Source organism: Aliiroseovarius crassostreae (genome assembly GCF_001307765.1).
Lineage (GTDB): Bacteria > Pseudomonadota > Alphaproteobacteria > Rhodobacterales > Rhodobacteraceae > Aliiroseovarius > Aliiroseovarius crassostreae.
This window is the reverse complement of sequence record NZ_LKBA01000004.1, coordinates 173,435-196,593: the sequence shown is the minus strand read 5'-3', so window position 1 is coordinate 196,593 and position 23,159 is coordinate 173,435. Positions and strand designations below refer to the sequence as shown.

General features: G+C 59.4%; 31 protein-coding genes. 9 read left to right on the top strand and 22 right to left on the bottom strand.

All coding sequences use genetic code 11. The features are described 5' to 3' along the window. Nucleotides 1–3 precede the first annotated feature (3 nt). Entirely contained in the window at nt 4–771 is a 768-nt protein-coding gene (locus AKJ29_RS03025) for a sulfite exporter TauE/SafE family protein (RefSeq protein ID WP_055187816.1), read from the bottom strand. A gap of 199 nt (nt 772–970) precedes the next feature. On the opposite strand from AKJ29_RS03025, the gene AKJ29_RS03020 reads away from it, so the two are divergent. Then, nucleotides 971–2,617, top strand: coding sequence for an acyl-CoA dehydrogenase family protein (locus AKJ29_RS03020; protein WP_055187814.1), 1,647 nt, complete (start codon nt 971–973; stop codon nt 2,615–2,617). A gap of 67 nt (nt 2,618–2,684) precedes the next feature. Here AKJ29_RS03020 and AKJ29_RS03015 read toward each other — a convergent pair whose 3' ends face one another. Beyond that, nucleotides 2,685–3,095 carry a DUF3995 domain-containing protein gene (locus tag AKJ29_RS03015; protein WP_055187812.1) on the bottom strand — a complete coding sequence of 137 codons (411 nt, stop codon included), beginning with the start codon at nt 3,093–3,095 and terminating at the stop codon, nt 2,685–2,687. Beyond that, entirely contained in the window at nt 3,092–3,451 is a 360-nt protein-coding gene (locus tag AKJ29_RS03010; protein WP_055187810.1) for a hypothetical protein, read from the bottom strand. The genes AKJ29_RS03015 and AKJ29_RS03010 overlap by 4 nt, the downstream gene beginning before the upstream one ends. A 97-nt stretch (nt 3,452–3,548) precedes the next feature. Between AKJ29_RS03010 and AKJ29_RS03005 the strand changes: the two genes are divergently transcribed. Then, entirely contained in the window at nt 3,549–4,109 is a 561-nt protein-coding gene (locus AKJ29_RS03005; RefSeq protein ID WP_074963639.1) for a TetR/AcrR family transcriptional regulator, read from the top strand. Nucleotides 4,110–4,137: 28 nt separating this feature from the next. After that, a complete protein-coding gene (locus tag AKJ29_RS03000; RefSeq protein WP_074963638.1) occupies nt 4,138–4,530 on the top strand; it encodes an META domain-containing protein in 393 nt (130 codons plus the stop codon). 14 nt (nt 4,531–4,544) lie between these two features. On the opposite strand, the gene recO is transcribed toward AKJ29_RS03000, so the two are convergent. The 12 genes from recO to folK form a co-directional block, all read right to left on the bottom strand. Further along, on the bottom strand, nt 4,545–5,294 hold the full coding sequence (gene recO / locus AKJ29_RS02995) for a DNA repair protein RecO (RefSeq protein ID WP_055187805.1): 750 nt from the start codon (nt 5,292–5,294) through the stop codon (nt 4,545–4,547). Between the two features lie 193 nt (nt 5,295–5,487). Then, entirely contained in the window at nt 5,488–5,820 is a 333-nt protein-coding gene (locus AKJ29_RS02990; RefSeq protein ID WP_055187803.1) for a DUF1491 family protein, read from the bottom strand. After that, nucleotides 5,817–6,722 carry a GTPase Era gene (gene era, locus AKJ29_RS02985; RefSeq protein WP_055187801.1) on the bottom strand — a complete coding sequence of 302 codons (906 nt, stop codon included), beginning with the start codon at nt 6,720–6,722 and terminating at the stop codon, nt 5,817–5,819. The genes AKJ29_RS02990 and era overlap by 4 nt, the downstream gene beginning before the upstream one ends. Then, nucleotides 6,719–7,405, bottom strand: a complete 687-nt coding sequence (rnc, locus tag AKJ29_RS02980) for a ribonuclease III (RefSeq protein ID WP_055187800.1) — start codon at nt 7,403–7,405, stop codon at nt 6,719–6,721. Before rnc ends, era begins: the two co-directional genes overlap by 4 nt. Then, nucleotides 7,402–8,181: a signal peptidase I gene (gene lepB, locus AKJ29_RS02975; RefSeq protein WP_055187798.1), complete on the bottom strand. Its 780-nt coding sequence runs from the start codon at nt 8,179–8,181 to the stop codon at nt 7,402–7,404. The genes rnc and lepB overlap by 4 nt, the downstream gene beginning before the upstream one ends. 54 nt (nt 8,182–8,235) lie before the next feature. Then, a complete protein-coding gene (acpS, locus tag AKJ29_RS02970; RefSeq protein WP_055187797.1) occupies nt 8,236–8,658 on the bottom strand; it encodes a holo-ACP synthase in 423 nt (140 codons plus the stop codon). Further along, on the bottom strand, nt 8,655–9,278 hold the full coding sequence (locus AKJ29_RS02965; RefSeq protein ID WP_055187795.1) for a LysE family translocator: 624 nt from the start codon (nt 9,276–9,278) through the stop codon (nt 8,655–8,657). The genes acpS and AKJ29_RS02965 overlap by 4 nt, the downstream gene beginning before the upstream one ends. After that, the gene (locus tag AKJ29_RS02960) at nt 9,275–10,027 is read right to left on the bottom strand and encodes a pyridoxine 5'-phosphate synthase (RefSeq protein WP_055188958.1); all 753 of its coding nucleotides are present in this window, start codon (nt 10,025–10,027) and stop codon (nt 9,275–9,277) included. Before AKJ29_RS02960 ends, AKJ29_RS02965 begins: the two co-directional genes overlap by 4 nt. Before the next feature lie 33 nt (nt 10,028–10,060). After that, nucleotides 10,061–10,708, bottom strand: coding sequence for a DUF2062 domain-containing protein (locus AKJ29_RS02955; protein WP_055187793.1), 648 nt, complete (start codon nt 10,706–10,708; stop codon nt 10,061–10,063). Between the two features lie 45 nt (nt 10,709–10,753). Continuing rightward, on the bottom strand, nt 10,754–12,862 hold the full coding sequence (locus tag AKJ29_RS02950; protein WP_055188955.1) for a RelA/SpoT family protein: 2,109 nt from the start codon (nt 12,860–12,862) through the stop codon (nt 10,754–10,756). 69 nt (nt 12,863–12,931) lie between these two features. Continuing rightward, nucleotides 12,932–13,288 (bottom strand): DNA-directed RNA polymerase subunit omega, encoded by a 357-nt coding sequence (rpoZ, locus tag AKJ29_RS02945; RefSeq protein ID WP_055187790.1) that lies wholly within the window; start codon nt 13,286–13,288, stop codon nt 12,932–12,934. Between the two features lie 90 nt (nt 13,289–13,378). Then, complete coding sequence (gene folK, locus AKJ29_RS02940) at nt 13,379–13,957, bottom strand: 2-amino-4-hydroxy-6-hydroxymethyldihydropteridine diphosphokinase (protein ID WP_055187789.1); 579 nt, start codon at nt 13,955–13,957, stop codon at nt 13,379–13,381. Nucleotides 13,958–14,073: 116 nt separating this feature from the next. Here folK and AKJ29_RS02935 point away from each other — a divergent pair, with 116 nt between their 5' ends. The 4 genes from AKJ29_RS02935 (at nt 14,074) to rnhA (ending at nt 16,822) form a co-directional block, all read left to right on the top strand. Continuing rightward, entirely contained in the window at nt 14,074–14,634 is a 561-nt protein-coding gene (locus AKJ29_RS02935; RefSeq protein WP_055187786.1) for a LabA-like NYN domain-containing protein, read from the top strand. Between the two features lie 155 nt (nt 14,635–14,789). Beyond that, the gene (gene ispH, locus AKJ29_RS02930) at nt 14,790–15,749 is read left to right on the top strand and encodes a 4-hydroxy-3-methylbut-2-enyl diphosphate reductase (protein ID WP_055187784.1); all 960 of its coding nucleotides are present in this window, start codon (nt 14,790–14,792) and stop codon (nt 15,747–15,749) included. Between the two features lie 15 nt (nt 15,750–15,764). Continuing rightward, entirely contained in the window at nt 15,765–16,352 is a 588-nt protein-coding gene (locus AKJ29_RS02925; RefSeq protein ID WP_055187782.1) for a class I SAM-dependent DNA methyltransferase, read from the top strand. 17 nt (nt 16,353–16,369) lie between these two features. After that, nucleotides 16,370–16,822 carry a ribonuclease HI gene (rnhA, locus tag AKJ29_RS02920; protein ID WP_055187781.1) on the top strand — a complete coding sequence of 151 codons (453 nt, stop codon included), beginning with the start codon at nt 16,370–16,372 and terminating at the stop codon, nt 16,820–16,822. Nucleotides 16,823–16,867: 45 nt separating this feature from the next. Here the strand turns inward: rnhA and AKJ29_RS02915 are convergent, their stop codons facing one another. The 5 genes from AKJ29_RS02915 to def (AKJ29_RS02895) all read right to left on the bottom strand — a co-directional run bounded on the left by AKJ29_RS02915 (nt 16,868) and on the right by def (AKJ29_RS02895) (nt 20,018). Beyond that, nucleotides 16,868–17,578 (bottom strand): hypothetical protein, encoded by a 711-nt coding sequence (locus tag AKJ29_RS02915; RefSeq protein WP_055187779.1) that lies wholly within the window; start codon nt 17,576–17,578, stop codon nt 16,868–16,870. A gap of 115 nt (nt 17,579–17,693) precedes the next feature. Further along, nucleotides 17,694–17,930: a GlsB/YeaQ/YmgE family stress response membrane protein gene (locus AKJ29_RS02910; RefSeq protein WP_055187777.1), complete on the bottom strand. Its 237-nt coding sequence runs from the start codon at nt 17,928–17,930 to the stop codon at nt 17,694–17,696. A 94-nt stretch (nt 17,931–18,024) separates the two neighbouring features. Continuing rightward, the gene (gene fmt, locus AKJ29_RS02905) at nt 18,025–18,924 is read right to left on the bottom strand and encodes a methionyl-tRNA formyltransferase (RefSeq protein ID WP_055187775.1); all 900 of its coding nucleotides are present in this window, start codon (nt 18,922–18,924) and stop codon (nt 18,025–18,027) included. Nucleotides 18,925–18,984: 60 nt separating this feature from the next. Then, the gene (gene def / locus AKJ29_RS02900; RefSeq protein ID WP_055187773.1) at nt 18,985–19,488 is read right to left on the bottom strand and encodes a peptide deformylase; all 504 of its coding nucleotides are present in this window, start codon (nt 19,486–19,488) and stop codon (nt 18,985–18,987) included. 2 nt (nt 19,489–19,490) lie between these two features. Beyond that, complete coding sequence (gene def / locus AKJ29_RS02895) at nt 19,491–20,018, bottom strand: peptide deformylase (protein ID WP_055187771.1); 528 nt, start codon at nt 20,016–20,018, stop codon at nt 19,491–19,493. A 288-nt stretch (nt 20,019–20,306) separates the two neighbouring features. On the opposite strand from def (AKJ29_RS02895), the gene AKJ29_RS02890 reads away from it, so the two are divergent. Together AKJ29_RS02890 and AKJ29_RS02885 are read left to right on the top strand one after the other, a co-directional pair. Then, a complete protein-coding gene (locus tag AKJ29_RS02890) occupies nt 20,307–21,503 on the top strand; it encodes a MalY/PatB family protein (RefSeq protein ID WP_055187769.1) in 1,197 nt (398 codons plus the stop codon). Between the two features lie 103 nt (nt 21,504–21,606). Beyond that, nucleotides 21,607–22,149, top strand: coding sequence for a L,D-transpeptidase family protein (locus AKJ29_RS02885; RefSeq protein ID WP_055187767.1), 543 nt, complete (start codon nt 21,607–21,609; stop codon nt 22,147–22,149). 92 nt (nt 22,150–22,241) lie between these two features. Here AKJ29_RS02885 and AKJ29_RS02880 read toward each other — a convergent pair whose 3' ends face one another. Next, nucleotides 22,242–22,718, bottom strand: a complete 477-nt coding sequence (locus tag AKJ29_RS02880) for an NUDIX hydrolase (RefSeq protein ID WP_055187765.1) — start codon at nt 22,716–22,718, stop codon at nt 22,242–22,244. Between the two features lie 56 nt (nt 22,719–22,774). Continuing rightward, nucleotides 22,775–23,128 (bottom strand): hypothetical protein, encoded by a 354-nt coding sequence (locus AKJ29_RS02875; RefSeq protein WP_055187763.1) that lies wholly within the window; start codon nt 23,126–23,128, stop codon nt 22,775–22,777. Nucleotides 23,129–23,159 lie beyond the last annotated feature (31 nt).

Sequence of the window (23,159 nt, the reverse complement as noted above, 5' to 3'; positions counted from 1 at the left end):
GCGTCAGCCCATCAGCCCCTTACGGATCAGGTTCACCCCCGCCACGGTGAGAATCACCAATGTCACCCGCTTGAAGGTCTTTTGCGGCATCGCATCGTGAAAACGCCCGCCAATCACCATGCCAATCCCTGCCGGGACCAGCATCAGGGCAGAAAGGGGAGCCGTGTGAAGACTGAACACACCTGATTTCAGATGTGCCACCAGAAGGGCCAGAGCGCCAACCCCGTAGATCACCCCCTGCACACGCATCTGCTCGGCCTTGGGGGTGTGAATGGCGGTCAGATACGCCACGGTGGGCGGCCCCCACACCCCGGACAACCCGCCGATAAACCCGGCTATCGCGCCGACAATCCCTTCATCCCGCAGCCTGTTTTCCGCCTTCAGGTTGGGGGACCAGCCCCGCAATTGCATCAGGCAAAACAGGACAATCGGCCCGCCAATTGCAATGAACAGCCAGTTTTGCGGCAGCACCCGCACCAATTGGGCGGAAAAGGCGATCAGGACAAGAAAGGCGATCAGGAAGATCTTGAACTTGCCGATCGTGCCCCAGGCTGCGGCAGGCCCCTGACGTAGGCTTTGCTGCACATTGGTCAGCACCGTGGGCAGGATCAGCGCCGCCAGCGCGGTTTCCGCCGGCAGCACCGTGGCCAGCCCCGAGATCATGATCAGCGGCATGGCGAACCCGACCGCACCTTTCACAAACCCCGCCGCCAGTGTCACGAAAACTGCCAGGGACAGGACCCAGGGGGACAGCTCTGCCAAAATACCCATCTTGAACTCCAGAAAATCTTTGCCTCCCGTCTTACAGGAACAGGAAGGGGGCGTCATGCGCCCTATCGCCGCGTTATAATTGTTCGAATACGGTGATGTGTGCGCATTTTTATTGCGCTGCAACTGCAAAATGGCTATCCGGGGGGCGAGAGCTTTTTTGCGGGTCCGAATCCGGGCCCCTTTGACAGGAGACAGTAAGATGAGCGCCCTGATCGACAATATTCTGACCCTCACCGGCGCGGCCATTGCCCCGGTGGAAACCGTGTTCGAGACCGCCAGGACATCGGTTCGTGAGATGGTGAGCGAGGGCGACCGCATCTCTGGTGCCAAGCTGGAAGAGCATCAGGCCGCAGCCCACGCCCTGTCCTGGCTCGCCACCTATACGGAAAGCCTGCGCCAAATGAACGCCTGGGCCACCCGCCTGAACGAGGCTGGTCAGCTTGGCGAGATGGAAACCCTGATCCTGCAAATTGCCTTTGGCGAATATCTTGCCCAGATCAAGGGCGGCATGATGATGAGCCAGAACGAAATGGCCCGTCTGGCCGATATGGGGGTGGACGGTGCTGCTCTGAACACCGACGCAATCAACACGCTGGTGGCCGGTGGCAACTCTCAGACCGCCCGCACCCGCTTGGTTGAATTGATGCGGGACAATGCGGGTCACGCAACATTCGGCGCCACCGGTCTGGATGAAGAGCTGGAGATGATCCGCGAGCAGTTCCGGCGCTATGCCGACGAACGCGTCGCCCCCAATGCCCATGACTGGCACCTGAAAGACGATTACATCCCGCTGGAGATCCTCGAAGAGCTGGCGGAGATGGGTGTATTCGGCCTGACCATCCCCGAAGAATATGGTGGGCTTGGCCTGTCGAAAGCCTCGATGGTGGTGGTCTCGGAAGAGCTGTCACGCGGGTATATTGGCGTCGGCTCGCTGGGCACCCGCTCCGAGATTGCCGCTGAGCTGATCCTTGCAGGTGGCACGGATGAACAGAAGGAACAGTGGTTGCCCAAGATCTCATCAGCCGAGATCCTGCCCACAGCCGTCTTCACCGAACCCAACACCGGATCCGACCTTGGCAGCCTGCGCACCCGTGCGGTGAAGAACGCCGAGGGCGATTACGAGGTGACCGGCAACAAGACCTGGATCACCCACGCGGCCCGCACCCATGTGATGACGCTCTTGGCACGCACCGATCCCAACAGCACCGATCACCGCGGATTGTCGATGTTCCTGGCGGAAAAGACCCCCGGTGACGACGCGAACCCGTTCCCGACCGAAGGTATGACCGGCGGTGAGATCGAGGTGCTGGGCTATCGCGGCATGAAGGAATTTGAACTGGGCTTTGACGGGTTCAAGGTGAAGGGTGAAAATCTGCTCGGCGGGGTTGAGGGTCAGGGCTTCAAACAGCTGATGAAGACCTTCGAAGCGGCCCGGATCCAGACCGCCGCGCGCGCCATTGGTGTCGCTCAGAACGCGCTGGAAATCGGCATGCAATACGCCGAAGACCGCAAGCAGTTCGGCAAATCCCTGATCAATTTCCCACGTGTGGCCAACAAGCTTGCCATGATGGCGGTTGAGATCATGGTGGCGCGTCAGCTGACCTATTTCTCGGCCTGGGAAAAGGACCACGACCAGCGTTGCGACCTCGAAGCGGGCATGGCCAAGCTCTTGGGCGCACGCATCGCCTGGGCCTGTGCCGACAACGCGCTGCAGATCCACGGCGGCAACGGGTTTGCCTTGGAATATCAGATCAGCCGGGTCCTGTGTGACGCGCGCATCCTGAACATTTTCGAAGGCGCTGCCGAAATTCAGGCGCAGGTGATTGCCCGCCGCCTGCTGGGATAAAGCTGCCCGAGCGCAATCTCAGAATCTTATGACCTTAAGCACAAGGGCCGCCCACAAGGTGGCCCTTTCATATATGCGCCGCTGTCAGCACCGCGATCAGCAGGCAAAGCGGGCCGTAGAGAATCCTGTTCAACCGGTCAAAGCGGGCTTCTTGATGCCTGCGCCAGACAGGCAGATAACTGACCCCTCCTCGCAGCGCAAAGACACCCACCATGCCCCAACCCGCGACCGTCGTCAGCCCGGAGGGAAGCGAGACGGGCATGAGATTTGCCAGCATGGCCACCAACAGGGTGGCCCCAAAAAGGGCACAGGCCACCAGCGCACTTGCCCATCTCGGGGGCATCCGGGTAATTCCCTTTGCGCCCACCACCGCCTTTGCCAACGCGATCTCGTCCCGGATCGGCCAGTTGAAGCCCAGGGCCCAGATCAGATGCAACACCGCGATGGCAGACAGGAGCGCAATCAGCAAGCCAGTCATGCGCGTCCCCTCATTCCAAACAGCATCACTGCCGGGATCAGCAGAAAAATCACCCATTGAGGCATCACCCAAAGCGTTCCGAGGATCGTCGCTCCGTAATACAGGAATAGCCCCGCATACCCGAGCAGCACCCCAACCAGCAGCACGCCAAGCCCCCTGTTTTCATGACGCACCATCCAGGCCAGTGACAAGGTGAACAGAGTAAGGTTGACGGTCACGGCGTGCCAGAGAACGGCCGATATCGCCCGCAAATCCGCGGGCAGGTTGCTGGACTGTATCGGCAGGTGAATGTCCGGCCCTCCAGCCAGAACATGCACTCCGGTGGTCAGCCCCATCAGGACGGCCGCCAAAATCATAGACCTTTTCATCGGTTCCTCACATTTTCTCACTCCATACGCTTGCGTATGCTAATCACTGCCAATACTCTTCAGTACGCTATCGTATGGTGAGGCAATGACGGAAAAACGAAACCGGCTGAGCAGTGAAGACTGGATAATGGCAGGCTTTCGTGCCCTGGCACGTCAAGGGGTCAAGGCCCTGAAAGCAGAACCACTGGCGCGTGAGCTAGGCACGACCAAAGGGTCTTTCTACTGGCATTTCAAAGACCTGTCGGATTTTCACACTCAGATGATCCAGCTATGGGAACATCGCGCCGTGGACGCCATCACGGATGGGCTGGCCACTGAACCCGACCCGGTGCGACGCCTCTACCTGTTGGGAGAGATTGCCACCGCAAATGATGCCACCCATGGCGGAGACGTCACCGAGCCTGCCATCCGGGCCTGGGCACTGGGCCATCCCGACGTGGCCCGGGCCGTTGCTCGCGTGGATCAAAAGCGCCTCGACTACCTTAATGAGATCCTGGTTGAGCTGGACCTGACCAACCCCGATTTCGCCCGGATCATCTATGGTGCCTATATCGGCCTGGGCACCCTTTCCGCCACGGATAAGATCGACAATCGCAACGCGATAAGCACGCTGCTCGCCGCTCTTCTGGCCCTGCGGGACGCTTAGGTGACCTGATACGTATTGGAACCGAAGAATGAGACCAATGAACGTCCTGGCCATGTCGCTTCTGATCCTGGCCGCCTGCAATGACGAAACCCTGTCCGGCTATGCCCCGGAAAAAACCACCTGGGTCTGGCAAGAACTTGACGGGGGGCCCGCCCCAGCCCGCGCCAGCTTAAAGCTCGACCCCCGCGGGCAGGTTTCCGGCCAGGCGCCCTGTAACAGCTATTCCGCCAAGGTGACGGTTCCATATCCGTGGTTTGAGCTCGGAAACATCATTGCATCCCGGAGAGCCTGCCCCGAGCTTGCAGCTGAAACCGCCTATTTCAGCGCGCTCAAAGCCATGAGCCTGGCTGAAGTGTCAGGCGACACTTTGCTGCTGAACAATGATGCCGGGCGTGACATGCTGTTTGTGGCAAGCCCCTGATCAAGCGCAGACGCTCAAACGTCAGCATTCCGCCCCAGATCCCGCAGATCCCTCTGCAGCCGGTCCACCAGTCGCGCCCGCGCATCGGGCAGTGGGCGATCTCCAAGCGAAGCGGCCAGACGGTGCACAAGGAAATATCCGGTTGTGCTCAACCCTTCAAGAACATCCGCAAGACGCCCCTGTCCCCGCCCCAGCATGTCCGCTGGAAGTGGCAACAGACGATCCGCCCATTCCCCTGCCCCGGCCAATGACACGGCGCGTCCGGTTCTGGGGGATACGAAACACAGATCATCACGCGTCCCGGTCACGGCACAGCTGCTCAGATCAAGCCCGAACCCCAATTCTTCCAAAAGCGCCAACTCCCACTTGAGATAGGCCACCGGCCAGGCCGGATTGGTGCCCAGCAGGTTCAACATGGATTGCGTCCGGTCATAAAGAACCGGATGGGGTTCGCGCTCGGGCAGGGCGTAGGACAACAGGGAGGTGATGGCATTCAGACCCGCCAAGGCCGCCCGGTCAGACCAGATCTGCGCACGCGCCCGGACCGGCTCCACGGTGAAACTGCCGATATGCTCTTCCAGTCGCGCCCGCCAGGTGACATCAAGCTGCGCACCGGGTTGCAGGATCGGAGTCATCTTGCGACTTACCCCCCCTCGCACCACACCCGCATGACGGCCGTGACCTTCGGTGAATACATCAATGATGGCAGAGGTTTCACCATGCTTGCGCACAGATAGAAGCGCCCCTTCATCCCGCCAGTCCATCACGTATCCTCCTGTTGGGAAGATGAGATCGACTGACCGCAAAGGCAATCCCTCTTTCTTCACGACTACCTTATTTTCTGGTCAGAAATATCCCCGCCGGAGGCATGGCCGAGCGGAGCGAGGCCCCCCGTGACCGGACAGCCCAGCCCGCAGGGCTGGGCAGGTCGGGCGCAAACTCCGTTGGGGCGATCCCTCAGTCGATCAATCCCGGCTCATCCAACAGATGCCGCCCGGATTTATCTTCCACTTCAATTACCCAAAGGTCAGGATCAAAACTCTTCTGACGGGCAAGAGCGGCGTCCACATCCCGCTCCTCTCCTTCCGACAGCACCACCCAGGCACGTTCACCGGTCATCAGATCAAAACTGCGCTGATACGCGACGGCCCGGCCGTCCAGCGTGTTCAGTTTGACCAGAACGGCCCCCGCGGTCACGTCCCCTTTCCGGGTTACAAACGCAGGTATGCCCGCAAGGCGGAGGCGGGTCAGATAAGCCGAGACCCAGACATCCGCGGTCAGCCGCGTCACGCGTTGCCGTCCTTGAAATCAAGCCCCATCTCAGAGTAGCGCTCTTTTTCCTCAAGCCAGTTCGGACGCACCTTCACCTGCAAAAACAGATGCACCTTGCGTCCCATGAACTCTTCCAGCTCCGCACGCGCCGCCTGGCTCACCGCTTTGATGGTCTCACCGCGCTTGCCCAGCACAATCCCCTTGTGCCCGTCCCGCATCACGTAAATCACCTGATCCACACGGGCCGATCCGTCCTTGCGCTCTTCCCAGTTCTCGGTCTCCACCGTCATCTGATAGGGCAATTCCTGATGCAGGCGCAGGGTCAGTTTTTCACGGGTCATCTCAGCCGCGATCATCCGCATCGGCAGATCGGCAATCTGATCTTCGGGGTAGAGCCACGGCCCGTCCGGCAGCGCGCCCGCCAACCATTCGCGCAGCGCAACAACCCCGTGGCCTTTCTCGGCCGAAATCATGAAGGTTTCCGCGAAATCATACCGTTCATTGAGGTCTTGGGTCAGCGCCAGAAGCACTTCGGATTTTACCTTGTCGATCTTGTTGATCGCCAGCGCCACGGTGCGGCCTTGCGCAATCTCTTCCAGACCTTCAAGGATCTTTTCCACCCCTTCGGTCACGCCACGATGCGCCTCGACCAGAAGCACAACGATATCCGCATCCGCCGCGCCACCCCAGGCCGCGGCAACCATGGCGCGGTCCAGACGTCTGCGCGGACGAAAGAGGCCCGGCGTATCCACAAAGACGATCTGCGTACCGCCCTCGATCGCAACCCCGCGAATACGCGCGCGGGTGGTCTGCACCTTATGGGTCACAATCGACACTTTTGCCCCCACCATCCGGTTGGTCAGCGTCGATTTCCCGGCATTCGGCTCGCCGATCAGGGCGACAAATCCAGCTTTGGTCATTTTGAACTTTCCAGCGCCGTCAAAAGCGCTTTGGCAGCGGCCTGTTCGGCCATGCGTTTCGAATTGGCGCGGGCCTGCGCCGTCTTGCCGTTCTCAAGCTGCGCTTCGATGGTGAATTCCGGTGCGTGATCCGGCCCTTCGCGTGCAATCTCGACATATTTTGGCGGGGCCAGTTTTCTGGCCTGTGCCCATTCCTGCAACGAGGTCTTGGCATCGCGTGCATCCGCCTCGACCTTGCCGATACGCTCCCCCCAGAGGCGCAGCACCATATCGCGGGCAACCTCGAACCCGGCGTCACGATAGACCGCGGCGATCACGGCTTCCATCGCGTCGCCCAAAAGCGCCTGCTTGCGCCGCCCGCCGGTCTTCTGCTCGGACCGGCCAAGTTTCAGCACATCACCAAGGCCCACTTCGCGGGCCACATCCGCGCAGCATTCCTTGCGCACCAAGGCGTTGTAGCGCGGCGCCAGCACACCTTCCGCAGCCTCGGGGTCATCTTTCAGCAGGCGCTCGGCCAGCACAAGGCCCAGCACCCGGTCCCCCAGAAACTCCAGCCGCTGGTTGTCCGGCCGGGTGCGCGACGAGATCGACCCATGCGTAAGCGCACGGATCAGCAGCTCGGGGTCTTTGAACTCATGCCCGATGCGACCTTCGAAGGCCCGGAGATCCGCCGCCAGTTTCACTCGATTGCCTTGAAGAAACGATCAGACCGCCAGGTCCAGAAATAAACCAGCCGTTTGCCCGCCGCCGAGAACATGATGCGATCCGCCCGTCCCAAAAGATACTCAAACGGCACCATGCCCACTCCGCCAGCATTCTGGCTGACACGGCTGTCGGTCGAGTTGTCGCGGTTGTCCCCCATGAAGAAGAAATTTCCATCCGGCACGGTGAACACATTGGTGTTGTCCAGACGACCCGTCCCCACGTTCAGTACGCTGTGTTTCACGCCATTGGGAAGGGTTTCGATGCTGCGCTGTTTCTCGCAGACACCGCCCAGACCAACCGGCGCATTTGAACAGCGCGGCACGGTTGCAAACCGGCCCTGGGAGGCCTTGATTTCGGTAAAGATCCCATCGGGTTCCTGCGGTGCTGCGACCCCGTTGATGAAGACAATCCCGTTCTTGATCTGGATCTTGTCCCCCGGCAGGCCAATCAGGCGTTTTACATAGTCGGTGCCAAGGGTCGGATGGCGAAACACCACCACATCCCCGCGCTCCGGCTCTGACCCCAGGATCCGACCGGAAATCGGGCAGATGCCAAACGGGCAGGAGTATTTGGAATAGCCATAAGCCATCTTGTTCACAAAGAGGAAATCGCCGATCAGCAGGGTGTCTTTCATCGACCCGGTCGGGATCCAGAATGGCTGAAAGAACAGGGTGCGGAAGACACCCGCGATGATCAGCGCCCAAAAGATGGTCTTGATGGTCTCAAAGATGCCATCGGGTTTTTTCTCGGCCATGTGGTCCTGCCTGTAAATTGGTTGGGGGCGTTGTGGTCGCTAAGGGGAAAAGAGTCAAGTTTCGCCGGAGGGCACACCAGCTGTCGGCCGCGCTTCGATCACAACAAAGGCCTGCGCCCAGGGATGATCATCGGTAAGGGTGAGGTGCAGGATGGCCTCATGCCCCTCAGGCGTCATCTCATCCAGACGTTCCCTGGCCCAGCCCGTGACCTCCATCACCGGTTGCCCGGTGCCAAGGTTCGACACCGCCATGTCGCGCCATGAGATCCCCATGGAAAGCCCGGTGCCCAGCGCCTTGGAACACGCTTCTTTCGCGGCCCAGCGCTTGGCCAGCGTGCCCGCCTCATCGCGGCGCCTTGCAGCCTTGGCCAGCTCTCGTTCAGTAAAGACGCGGTTGCGGAAGCGATCCCCGAACCGCTCCAGCGTGGCCTGAATGCGATCAATATTCGCAAGGTCTGTTCCAATTCCCAAAATCATTCTGGCCGCACCGTCAGGATTTTCAGCCCTGCCGCACCAAACAGCCCGGCAAACGCCAGCTCAAACCCGCGGCGAGCGGACCGATAGACCCGCACGGCGGCAGGGGTCGAAAACAGCAAGGCATAGCCGATAAAGACCAGAATGCCACCGCTATAGAGAAAACCGAACATGCCGATGATCTGGGACAAGGATGCGGAGGGCGGCAGGATGATGGAAAACACCGCCCCCCAGGACAGGATCGCCTTGGGATTGGTCAGATGGACCAACGCCCCTTTTCTGAACGCTGAGAAATGTGACCCGCCAGCAATTGCTCCGTCGATCAGCTCTTTGTGCGAAAACGCCGATCTGAGCGATTTCAGCGCAAGGTAAAGCAGATAGGCTGCGCCTGCGTATTTGATCACGGAGAAAAGCCAGACATGGGCCAGCATCAGGGCCCCCATGCCAAAGGCAGCGGCGAGCCCCCAGAAGGCGCCCCCCGTCAGGATACCGGCCGCAAAGGCAAGCGCCTTTGTGCGCCCCTGGTTCATAGCGGTGGCCGCAATGCCAAGGGTTGCTGGACCCGGGGACGCCCCGGCCAAGACCCAGCCGAACCAGATCAGGAGCAGTTCAAACCCGGTCACGCGCGCGCCCGATCCATCAGTTTGCGCATCTCGGCCATCGCCTCGGACAGGCCGCGGAAAATCGCTTCACCGATCAGAAAATGACCGATATTGAGCTCCATCACCTCGGGCATTTCGGCTATCGGCATCACCGTTTCATAGGTCAGACCATGGCCCATATGCACCTCAAGCCCAAGGGAATGGGCAAGCTGCGCGCCCTCGCGCAGGCGGGCAAGCTCGGCGTCGCGTTCTTCAAACCGGCCTTCATTGTGGAAATCGCAATAGGCGCCGGTATGCAGCTCGACCACCGGCGCCCCGATCCGGGCAGCGGCGCGGATCTGCGCCTCTTCGGCACCGATAAACAGCGAGATCCGCGACCCCGCATCGCGCAGCGGCGCGATATATTCCGCCAGGCGGTTGTCCTGCGCCGCAACCTCAAGCCCGCCTTCGGTGGTCAGCTCTTCACGTTTTTCCGGCACGATGCAGACTGCGTGCGGCTGGTGTTTCAGCGCAATTGCCTGCATTTCATCGGTCGCGGCCATTTCGAAATTCAGCGGGATCGACAGCACATCCATCAAAGCGCCAATATCATCGTCCAGAATATGGCGACGGTCTTCTCGCAGATGGGCGGTGATTCCATCGGCCCCGGCCTCCTGCGCCAGAAGGGCGGCGCGCACCGGGTCGGGATAGGTCCCGCCACGCGCATTGCGCAGGGTGGCTACGTGGTCGATATTCACGCCAAGGCGTAGTTTGCTGCTTGCGTCGGACATGTCGCGCTCCTCAATCTGGATTCGCGCCAAGTGTTACCTGATTTCGCCCTTATCGCCAGCCCGGGAAATCCGTTCGGCCAGCCGTTTTTCATATCTTGCCCTGAGCTTCTTGATCCGGCGGCGCTGATAGGCGTGGATCAGCGGGTTCGACAGGAAGTAGCCCACCAGCCCGGCCAGAACACCCGGCGCAATCCCCCCCACCAAATAGGGCAGAAACACCCGGTGATAGAAATAGTTGAACTGCGACCAGTCCCAATCGGCCCCGGTGAAGATGGCAAAGAAATTTGATCCGATATCACTGGTGGCCCCGCCGAAAGCGGACATGACTGCGGGCAGGTGAATGCTTTGCGGTGATCCCAGCATGGTGTTGCCCAGGCTGAGGGACAGCTCTGCGATCAGCGGGAAGGTCAGAGGGTTGCCCACAAAGGTTGCCAGAAGCGCTGCCAGAATATTGCCGCGCATGATCCAGGCAAGCGTGGCCGCGATGACAAAATGCAACCCGAACAGCGGCGTAAAGCAGGTGAACACCCCCGCCGCAATCCCACGGGATATCCGATGTGCCGGATCCGGCAGGCGACGCACGCGGTGGATCACATAACGTGCCGCCCGATACCACCCCCCGCGCGGGTAAAAGAACTCTGCCACAATCCGCAGGTAGGAGCGTGGGTTTCTTTTGAACAAGGCGGGCCCCTTTCAGGCTGGCGGTTTAAGATGGCGGCGGCCGCATCAGGGCTTGCGATCAAGATCCCTGTAACGTTTGATAGAGGCCACATCGCTGTCCGCTTCGAGCACCAGCATAACGGCATGCAAATGTTCAATATCCCGTAAATCCACATCCACAAGCAGGCGGTAGAAATCCGGTTTGCGATCAAGGAACTTCAGGTCCGAGATATTGGCCTTCTGCTCACCGATCAACGTGCAAATGCGCCCAAGCACCCCTGCATCATTGGAAATGGTCATTTTCAGGCTGACAGTGTGGATCGGCGGGTGGTTTCCCGGTGCCCATTGCAGGTCAACCCAGCGCGAGCTCTCATCCTCCAGCTCACCCAATGCGTCACAGTCAATGGCATGCACCAGCACCCCTTTGCCCCGATAGGTGATGCCGACGATCCGTTCCCCCGGCACCGCCTGACAGCATTGCGCGCGCTTGAAGGCCTGCCCGGTTTCCAGCCCCACGACAACCGCGTCACCATCGATCATGTCTTCGGATTCGCTGGCTTCCGGATACAGGATATGCAGCACGTCCCGGGCTTGCAGCTCAGCCGATCCAAGCCGCGCCAGAAGCTCGACCTCACTGTCGAGCCGCAGCTGCTTGGCAGCCGTCATCAGGGCGCGATCGGTCACTTTGCGTCCGGCACTTTCAAAGGCAACACGGGCCAGCTCACGACCCAGACGGACAAACCGCTCGCGGTCTTCGCTGCGCAGGGATTTGCGAATGGCGGCCTTGGCGCGCCCGGTGACCACGATGTCGATCCAAGTGGCCTGCGGTGTCTGCCCCTCGGCGGTCATGATCACCACCGACTGACCGTTCTTGAGGCGGCTCCAGAGCGGCACACGGATGCCATCCACCTTGGCGCCGACGCAGCAGTCCCCGATCCGGGTGTGAATGGCATAGGCAAAATCAAGCGGCGTCGCACCGCGCGGCAGTTTCACCACTTCCCCCTTGGGGGTGAAACAGAACACCTGGTCCGAATACATTTCGAGCTTCACATGCTCGAGGAACTCATCATGATCATCGGCGGTTTCAAACCGTTCGGTCAGAGAGGCAATCCATTTTGCCGGGTCCACGGCAAAGGGGTTTTCCACCCGCTGCCCGTCCCGGTAGGACCAATGCGCCGCCACCCCGGTTTCGGCAACTTCGTGCATCTGCTGGGTGCGGATCTGTACCTCAACCCGTTTGCCATCGCGCCCCGACACCGTGGTGTGGATCGAGCGATAGCCGTTGGATTTCGGTTGGCTGATGTAATCCTTGAACCGGCCCGGAATGGCGCGCCAGCGCTGGTGCACCACCCCCAGCACACGATAGCAATCCGCCTCATCCAGCGTGACCACGCGAAAGCCGTAGATGTCAGAAAGGCGCGAAAACCCCTGATCCTTCTCTTGCATCTTGCGCCAGATCGAAAAGGGTTTCTTCGCCCGGCCAAAGGCTTCCGCCTGGACGCCGGCCACAGCCAGTTCGTGGCGCAGGTCACCGGTGATCTTCTCGATCACATCACCGCTTTCCTTCTGCAGCCGCAGGAAGCGGCGCATGATCGAGCTGCGCCCTTCGGGATTGAGCACATGAAACGCCAGATCCTCCAGCTCTTCACGCATCCATTGCATCCCCATGCGACCGGCCAGCGGCGCGTAGATATCCATGGTTTCGCGGGATTTCTGCACCTGTTTGTCCGGGCGCATCGCACGGATCGTGCGCATATTGTGCAGACGGTCGGCCAGCTTGACCAGAATGACCCGCATGTCCTTTGACATTGCCATGAACAGCTTGCGGAAATTCTCCGCCTGTTTGGTCTCAGAGCTGGACAGCTGCAGATTGGTGAGCTTGGTCACGCCATCCACCAGTTCGGCCACCTCGCGGCCAAACTTTTCGGCCACCGCAGTATAGGTCGCGCCGGTGTCTTCGATCGTGTCATGCAAGAGGGCTGTGATGATGGTTGCATCATCCAGCTGCATATCCGCCAGGATTTCCGCCACTTCGAACGGATGGGTGAAATAGGGATCACCCGAATGGCGATACTGGCCGTAATGTTCCTGTGCGCCGAATTCAAACGCCGCGCGGATCAGTTTCGAATTGGATTTCGGATTATAAGTGGCGATCCTGTCGATCAGGCCATCAATCTCGAGATGTTCAAGCTCTTCTTGCCAGCTCGCCACCGATGTCTACCCCGTAACCCCGTAAGACCGCAATCAGCCCTGGCCTTGCGCTTCCATCAATGCGCGCAGCAGCTTTTCTTCCGACATATCGTCGTCTTCCGGCTTGTCGGCGGCCTCGGCCCCCATCAGAAGCGCCATCTGGTCTTCTTCCGGTTCGTCCACTTCGATCTGGGTCTGGTGGCTTTCGATCATCCGCTCGCGCAGTTCGTCGGCGGTCTGGGTCTCTTCTGCAATCTCACGCAGGGAAACAACAGGGTTTTTGTCGTTGTCGCGATCCACCGTGATTTCGGCGCCTGCCGAGATCTCGCGGGCGCGATGCGACGCGAGCATTACCAGTTCAAACCGGTTCGGGACCTTATCAACGCAATCTTCGACCGTAACGCGGGCCATGTGTAGCTCCATTCCTTGCAAGGGGATGTGAACCGCCTGTTTAGGGGGTGGCCTGCCGCTTTACAAGCCGAAAGTGGGGGTGACAGGGGCTCAGCCAAGTTCAATTGGCACAATTTCGGCTTTTTCAGCGTCCGACAGCGCCTCACAAAGCTCCGTCACGGTCTTTCCCAGCAACGGGTGGCACCAGTCGGGTGCGATATCCAGCAAGGGAATCAGCACGAACCCCCGGTCCTGCAGCCGCGGATGGGGCAAGATCAACCGGTCAGGCGCCTCACGTTTCTGCACCTCAAGCGGCAGCTCGATCCATTCACGCAGTACCTCCGGGTTCGGCGCAACTGTCTCTCCGCTGGCCAGCAGATCAATATCCAGGCTGCGTGGCGCCCAGCGCGAAGGGCGCGTTCGACCGAACATGGCCTCCACCTCGTGAAACAGATCCAGCAACGCGCGGTCTGACAACGGGCTTTGCACCTCGATCGCTGCATTGACGAAATCCGGTCCCGCGCCCGCCGGGAAACAGGGCGTGCGGTAGAATCGGCTGATTGCATTGATTCGGATTCCTTCGCCTTCTAGTTGCAAAATAGCATCCCGAACCAACCCATGAGATAATGCCAGATCGGAACTGGTGTTACTTCCAAGCGCCACAAGGCGTTTTATGCTATACTTATCCAAAAGTGCTCCTTGCAGCGTCCGATTCTTACCTTAGATTGCACATCATACTTCGTTGACAGCTACTCACATTATCACTCACGGAATTGTTGGCGAAGTAAAATTGGAAAGGACATTAAATGTTTTATCGCGACGAACGGCTTGCGCTGTTCATCGATGGTTCGAACCTGTATGCGGCTGCAAAATCTCTCGGGTTTGACATCGATTACAAACTTCTTCGCCAGGAATTCATGCGCCGCGGCAAACTTCTGCGCGCGTTCTACTACACCGCCCTTTTGGAGAATGACGAGTATTCGCCGATCCGGCCGCTGGTGGATTGGCTGCATTACAACGGCTTCTCCATGGTGACCAAACCGGCCAAGGAATACACGGACTCGATGGGTCGCCGGAAGGTCAAAGGCAATATGGACATTGAGCTGACTGTGGATGCGCTGGAATTGGCGGATCACATCGACCACGCGGTTCTGTTCTCCGGGGATGGGGATTTCAAACCGCTCGTGGCCGCCCTGCAACGTAAAGGCGTGCGCGTTTCGGTCGTTTCGACCATCCGCAGCCAGCCGCCGATGATTTCCGATGAACTGCGCCGCCAGACCGATAATTTCATCGAACTGGACGAGCTGAAAGACGTGATCGGCCGCCCCCCACGCGAATTTGATCGTGATGAGCCGGGCGAGGACTGATCCGATACGAATTCAACAAAAAGCCGGGGCCAGCGCCTCGGCTTTTTTGTTGCCCCTTTCCTGCACCGGGGAATTGCGGCACAACGGACGCAACTGCGGGGGACGCAACAGCGGGCGGCCCCGCACCCCCACCGCCAAACCGGACGAGCGCCACCATGACCACAGACACCAAGCCAGACCTCACCCTCTACCTCGCCGCCCCCAACGGGTTTTGCGCAGGCGTTGATCGCGCCATCAAGATCGTCGAAATGGCGATCGAGAAATGGGGCGCGCCGATTTATGTGCGCCATGAAATCGTGCACAATAAATTCGTCGTGGACGGGCTGCGGGCAAAAGGCGCGGTCTTTGTCGAAGAACTGGAAGATTGCCCCGATGATCGCCCGGTGATCTTTTCCGCCCATGGGGTGGCCAAATCCGTGCCCGAAGAGGCGACCCGGCGCGAAATGGTCTATGTCGACGCCACCTGCCCGCTGGTGAGCAAGGTGCATATCGAGGCGGAACGGCATTTTGAAAACGGGTTGCAAATGGTGATGATCGGTCACGCGGGCCACCCGGAAACCATCGGCACAATGGGGCAATTGCCCGACGGCGAAGTGCTTCTGGTCGAAACCGCCGAAGACGTGGCCACGCTGGAACCGCGTGATCCCGAACAGCTGGCCTATATCACCCAGACCACCCTGTCAGTGGATGACACCGCCGGCATTGTCGCCGCCCTACGTGACCGTTTTCCAGCCATCATCGGGCCGCATAAGGAAGACATCTGCTATGCCACAACCAACCGCCAGCACGCGGTCAAGGCGGTGGCGCCAAAAGTGGACGCTCTTCTGGTGATCGGGGCGCCGAACAGCTCCAACTCACGCCGGCTGGTTGAGGTCGCCAAGGCCAATGGCTGCGCCTTTTCCATGCTGGTGCAACGCGCGTCAGAGATTGACTGGCGTTCGCTCGAAGGGGTCCGGGCCGTGGGCCTTACTGCGGGGGCCTCGGCCCCGCAAGTTCTGGTCGACGAGGTGATCACCGCCTTTCAGGATCGTTTCAACGTGCAGGTCGAGCTGGTTGAAACCGCTCAGGAAAACATCGAGTTCAAAGTGCCCCGCGTCTTGCGAGAACCCGCATAAGACAGAGGGCGAGCCTTGTCAGAAGATCCCCAGACCCTCAGCGTTTACAACACCCAATCGGCTGAATATGAGGCTCGGGTGGTGGCAAAAGACACACCTGGCCTGAAGGATTTCATCGCCGCCATGCCTGCGGGTGGGCGCGTGCTGGATCTGGGATGCGGCCCCGGACTGGCCGCAAAAACCATGTTGGAGCACGGGCTTAAGGTCGATGCCGTTGATGGCTCCTCAGCCATGGTGACCCGAGCCATCGCGCGGGGCGTGCCAGCCCGCCAGGCCCTGTTTCACGAAATCACCGGCTCCAATTGCTACCACGGGATTTTTGCGAATTTCAGTTTGCTGCACCTGCCCCGGTCGGCGTTTCCGAACATGCTGATCCGCCTGCAACGCCTCCTGACAGCCGAAGGAATACTGCATATCGGGATGAAGCTCGGCGATGGAGAGAACCGTGATCGTCTGGGGCGGTTTTACAGCTATTATCAGCCTGACGAACTGGATCAGCTGTTGACCTTGGCGGGGTTTACACCCATCACCCGCATTCTGGGAACGGGTGCCGGTCTGGACGGCTGGTCGTCCGAATGGATTGTCATCCACGCACGAAGCTGAGGAAAGGGATCACGCAGATGGCCGAGTTTTTTGCCTATACCGATGGTGCCTGTTCTGGCAATCCCGGCCCCGGAGGCTGGGGCGCGCTGCTGCAAGCCAAGGAGGGGGGCACAGTTGTCAAGGAACGTGAACTCAAGGGCGGTGAGGCGCTGACCACCAACAACCAGATGGAGTTGATGGCGGCGATCATGGCGCTGGAAACCTTGGGCAAGCCCTGCGCGATCACCGTCGTGACCGACAGCCAGTACGTGAAGAACGGCGTGACCGGCTGGATTTTCGGCTGGAAAAAGAACGGGTGGAAAACCGCCTCGAAAAAGCCGGTGAAAAATGTCGATCTGTGGCAACGGCTGGACGCGGCACAGGCCCGCCACCATGTCACCTGGCAGTGGGTCAAGGGCCATGCAGGCCACCCGGAAAACGAGCGCGCGGATGAGCTGGCCCGAGCGGGCATGGCCCCGTTCAAAAAGTGACCACTTGCCCGCTGGCAATCACGTTACCGCAAGCGTTCAGCCCCATCAAAACTCCATCCAGATCCCGATATTGAGTTTACCGGATGATTGCGGAGCAACCTCTTCGCTCCATTCAACCTGCACATGTCGGCCAGCACTGTATTCCCAGGCAACAGACGGCAGCAGTTTGACATAGACATTGTGCGGGTCGGCAAACGCATCCACCGACATCATTGCCAGGAACCGATCATGTGGCTTCAGCCCGGCCTGGGCAATCACACCGAAAGCTGCCCCCTTCCCCTCTGCCGCCAATTCGATCCTGGCCGAAGCATCAAGCCACCCGCCACCAAACCGCGTCTCAAACCCACGTCCGATATGAAAGCTCGGGACAAATGTCAGGTGATCTTCCTGCAAGTCAGCAAGCGTAAATCCCAAGGCTTTTTGCCATGCCCCCCCGGGTGGGAAATGCCAGCGCGCAAAAAGTTCGGCATCGCTGATGGACATCTCCATACCCGTATAGTTGGAATAATCGACGTAAATATTGCCCTCAACCTTGCCGCCCAGTGTCCACTGATCGGTCAGCCCATATTCGAGATAGGTGGACAGGGTGGGATAGGTCAGCCAATTGCCCCATTCCTGACTGCCCGACATGGCGACAAAAAACGTCCCCTTTTCGCGTGGCCATGCGCCGGACATGGCTGCAGGCGCCTGCAGCAGACTGATCAGCACAACCAGAGCCAATGTCAGACTGGCGCGGAGGGGGGCCTTGAAAAACATACCGCCAGAATGTCTCAACGATGGTTAACCCCCAGTTAACCTGCGTTAAGGTGTTTCGGAATAACCGTGTATTTAAACTGTATCCCGACACACTTTCAGAGTGGTCCGATCCAGATCATTGCCTGAAATAGGTCTTATAAACCCACAACACGACCAAAGCCCCTAGGATCGCGCCGACAAATCCAGCCGCCATCCCAAAAAGTGCGGCCAACCCGCGCAGGATCAACCCACCAACCAAGGCACCAAGCACCCCAATAGCAATGGTGGTCGGAACATCTGCCTGAACCCCCATCAAACGCGTGGCAATGAACCCAGCGGCAATACCGAAAATGATCAGAAACAATATGCTCATAACGGATATATGGGGGGAAGGTGCCCCGTCTTAAAGACACACTCTGAAAACTAGTTTTCTAGTTTTTAAAAATCTTGGCCTCGGAACCGGATCATCAACCCAGTTTTTCAGGAAGCTCCACGCCTCTCAGGAAATCGGCAGCTTGCATCGGCTTCTTGCCGGGGCGCTGGGCGCGGGTAATCTCCACCGCCCCTTCACCACAGGCGATGGTCAAACCGTTCAAAATCTGCCCGGGCGCGCCCTGCCCATCAGCCAATCGCGACGACAGCAGTTTTACCTGCTCGCCATTCATCTCGCATTTTGCACCGGGAAACGGCGAAAGGCCGCGGATCAGGCGATCCACCTCTATGGCCGGGCGGGTCCAATTCACGCGCGCCTCTTCCTTCAGGATCTTTTCCGCATAGATAACCCCCTCTTCCGGCTGCACTTCCGGCGTGAGTTTATCCAATTGAGACAGCGCCTTAACGATCATCTGCGCCCCCAGAGGTGCAAGGCGGTCATGCAATTGCTGCGTGGTCTCCTCATCCCCAATGGGGATAACTTCCCGCAAAAGAACCGGCCCCGTATCCAGACCAGCTTCCATTTGCATAATGCAAATTCCAGTTTCCGCATCCCCAGCCATGATTGCCCGGTGGATCGGCGCAGCCCCACGCCAGCGCGGCAAAAGCGATGCGTGAATATTCAAACACCCATTCTGAGGGGCATCCAGAACCGCCTGCGGCAAGATCAATCCGTAAGCCACCACAACTGCAACATCCGCGTTCAATGCGGCAAAGTCATTTTGTTCCTGCGCCCCTTTCAGCGACACCGGATGGCGCACCTCAAGCCCCAGTTCCAATGCCCGCGCGTGCACCGGCGTAGGGCGGTCTTTCTTGCCCCGGCCCGCCGGGCGTGGGGGCTGGCAATAAACCGCGACAATGTCATGACCAGCCTCGACCAGCGCCTCAAGAACAGGGACGGAAAACTCCGGGGTTCCCATGAAGATTACGCGCATTGTTTCTCTCCTTCAGGCGGCAAGATCGGGCAGGCGATAAGGTCGGGGCGCAACACGCCGTCAGCGGAGCTTTTTCGACTTTCGCACCAGCATGTCCCGCTTCATCTTCGACAGGTGGTCAAAATACATTTTACCGTTGAGGTGGTCGATCTGGTGCTGCACCGAGGTGGCCCAGAGATGCACGAAATCGCGCTCCTCCACCTCTCCTGCCGCGTTCATAAATCTTACCGTGACCGCCCGCGGCCGGTCGATTTCCGCCCAGATTCCGGGCAGGTTCGGACTGCCTTCCTGATGGGTGCGCAACTGGGTCGAGGCATGCAGGATCTCGGGATTGGCCATGCGGATCGCCTGCCCCCGTTCATCCGACGCATCCACAACCGCCAGCCGAAGGGGGATCCCAAGCTGTGGCGCGGCCAGCCCGACGCCAGGCATCGCATCCATTGCAAAGATCATCTCATCCCAGATGGCGCTGATCTCATCGGTGATCTCAGAAACAGGGGCCGCAACACTGCGCAGCACCTTGTTCGGCCACATCACATAGGGTCGGTGCGAGGTCACGGCCATGCTCAGGCCTTGCCCCGCGCGATATCGCGTTTCAGCTTCTGCATTTTGCGCGTGATCATCTGACGTTTGAGCGGCTTGAGGTAGTCGATGAACAGCTTGCCGTCAAGGTGGTCGATCTCGTGCTGAACACAGGTCGCCCACAACCCGTCAAAATCCCGCTCCTGCACATTGCCATCCATATCCAGCCAGCGCACCCCAACCTCTTTCGGGCGGGTCACTTCTGCGAACTGATCCGGGATTGACAGGCAGCCTTCTTCATAGACATTCAACTCGTCCGAAGCGCGGATGATCTCGGGGTTGAACATCACGGTTGGCTGAGCGGGTTCGTCGTCATCCCGCACGCAATCCATCACGATCAACCGTTGCAGGATGCCGATCTGCGGCGCGGCCAGGCCGATGCCCGGCGCGTCATACATGGTTTCCAGCATGTCCTGTGCCAGCACGCGCAGCTCGTCCGAGAGGTCCGGGACGGCATCGGCGACTTTCTTCAGACGCGGATCAGGGTGAATGAGAATATTACGCAGTGTCATAAGGGGGATTTAGGGCAAGCCGGGCTGGCGTGCAATGGCCGGGTGAGGGGCAATTGACCTGACATCGGACAGAAACAACCCTTTTCAGGCCTTTCCTCGGCCCGCCCCCTCTTGCGCAGCTGTTGAAAGCCGCTCAAGCGTTTCGAAATTAGCTTGAAACGCAGGTGTTTCGAAACGCCCACAACATCAATGGGTTCCGTGCAGTTCGCGCCAAGCTTTTGTTGCAAGCTTGGCGCGAAACGATTTAACGTGCCTCGGAACAGAAAACCAGACAATGGATATCCCGCGATGACCACCGCACAGACCGCTCCCAACGCTTTTGACACGATGATTGATCGTCGCGGCACCCATTGCTCGAAATGGGACAAGATGGAGCAGCTTTTCGGTGTGCCGGCCGAGGATGGGTTGGCAATGTGGACAGCCGACAGCGACTTTGCCACTGCGCCTTGTGTGATCGAGGCCATTCGCAAGGCCGCGGATCACGGCGTATTTGGCTATTCCTGGGACCATCCCGATTACCTGAATGCCGTGGCATGGTGGATGAAAACCCGGCACAACTGGGACGTGGACCCGGATTGGGTGCTCACCTCACAAGGGTTGGGAAACGCCATTGCGCTCTGCCTGCAAACCTGGACGGAACCGGGTGACGGGGTGGTGATCTTCACCCCAGTCTATCACGAATTTGCACTGAAGATCAGCAAGAACGGGCGCAAGGTGGTGGAATGCCCGCTGGTACGCGACGGTGACACCTATGTTCTGGATCTGGAGGATGCGCAATCGCGCCTGACCGGCGATGAGCGCATGATCATCTTCTGCTCGCCGCAGAACCCTTCGGGCCGGGTCTGGACCGCCGAGGAACTGAGGGATGTGGCGAATTTTGCCGCGCGCAATGATTTGATGCTTGTCTCGGACGAAATCCATCAGGATCTGGTCTATGAAGGGCATACCCATATGCCCACAGCCGTGGCCGCCCCCGAAGCCCTGCCCCGCCTGATCACCCTGTCAGCCGCATCAAAGACCTTTAACATCGCCGGGCAGCGAACCGGCAACATGATCATCCCCGACCCTGATCTGCGCCAGACCATGCGCAAGCGCCTGTCGGCACTGGACTATGGCGCGGCGATGCTGTCGGTGGACATGATCACAGCCGCCTATTCACCGGAAGGGGCGGACTGGGTGGATCAGCAGCTGGTGCATCTGACCCGCAACCGTGAGATTTTCGACACGGGTGTGAATGCCATCCCCGGTGTGCGGTCGCTGCCGCTGCAGTCGACATATCTGGCCTGGGTCGATTTTTCCGGCACCGGCATGCCCCATGACGAGGTGATTGCCCGCATTCGGGATAAGGCCCGGATTGCCGTCAGCCCCGGCCCGAGCTTTGGCACCGGCGGAGAGGGGTTCCAACGTGTCAACCTCGCCACCCAAAGCGCACGGGTGGAAGAGGCCGTGTCGCGCCTGCAACGCGCGTTTGCGGATCTGCAATAAGCCCGGCGACCCAGCCCGCCCCACTCGGCAAATCCCTGCCCGTGCATGACAGCCGGTCCGGAACCTGCTTGCACTGATCAAGGTCCCGCGCGAGCTTGGCGTCATGCGCCATCTCGCCCGCCTCTTTTCGCGCCTGACCCTTCTTGCGGTGATTGCCCTGATCGGGGTGATCCTGTGGGACAGGTTCGCGCCCCCACCCGCCCCCCCGCTGATGGAACCGATTTCCGGACAGATCGACCGGATTTTGGTGGAGAAAGCTGCGCGAAAAATGACTGTGTTCCGGGAGGGCGAAGCCCTGCGAACCTATCGGATTGCCCTGGGATTTACCCCGGAAGGCGACAAGGAGGTCGAAGGTGATGGCAAGACCCCGGAAGGTCTGTTTCACATCAATCGCCGCAATCCAAGCAGCGCATATCATCTGTCACTGGGCATTGATTACCCGCAGCCAGAGGATATCTCGCGCGCAACGGCAATGGGGAAAAGCCCCGGCGGTGACATCTTCATCCATGGACAACCCAACGGCGCGGGGCGGTTTGTCACCTTACCCGGAGACTGGACCGCAGGCTGTATTGCCGTGTCGGACGCGGAAATTGAGGAATTGTGGTCCATTACGCCGGATGGGACCGAGGTGGAAATTCGGCCCTGATCCGGCGTTTGAGGGCGCATGATGTGAACCCGAAGGGGCTTTGCCCCTCTGCGCATACGCGCATTCACCCCAAGGTATTTGAGCAAGGAAAATCAGGAGAGCGGGATTTGCAGGAGCGGATCCGGGTTCGATTGAAGGAAGGTGAGATCCACCTCGCGCAGCATGCGTTTCTGGCCGGGAAAGCTGACGCGGGAAACGGCCTGTTCGCTTGAAAGCCAGGCGTAATCTGAATGTTCGTTGTTGAGCCGCACCTCAGCCCCCTTGGGGACAATTGCCACAAAGACAGGTGCGATCACGATCTGATCGGTCCAGGGTTCATAGAATTGTTCGCAGATATCGGCGTTGTAAAAGGCCAACGGGCTCAGACCGGTTTCTTCTTTCAACTCGCGCAACGCTGCAGCCCAAGCGGTTTCGCCCGACTCGATCTTGCCAGCCACCTGACACCAGACCCCGGCCGGTTTGGCCACACGTTTCAGAAGCAGGATTTCAGAGTGCATTTCCCCCGGCCTTATCACAACCACAGAGACCAACCACGGGCGCAAGCTTCGGGCTTTTTGAAGTGAACTCATGGTAGGTCTTTACGATTGGATACCAAGGCGGGGGGCTTGCTGCGCCTATAGCAATGCTACGCTTCTTTGGTGATCAGCCCAACAGGCGCGTTGTCCTCGCGCGCAAAATCCAGCGGGACGTTGTCGTGGGCCTCGGCCTTGCGCTTGAATTCATATTTCATCTGGCCATCCTCTTCTTCCGAAGCGACGATCAGGCATTGATAGAGGTGGCGGGTGCCATCATAGAGGTCAACCAGCCCACGCAGATGCGGGGCACGTGCGACGTCCAGGGAAAAGCCGGTTTCCCAGAATTTCAACACGGGAAACACTTCTTCATTCACCCGTATACGCAGGCGTGATTTCTTTTTCAGATCGCGCTTGCGGGCGGCTTCCAGGCCGTCGCGCACTTCCTGAGGCAAAAATTCCAGCATGTTCCATCTCCCATCGCGGATGGTTAATCAT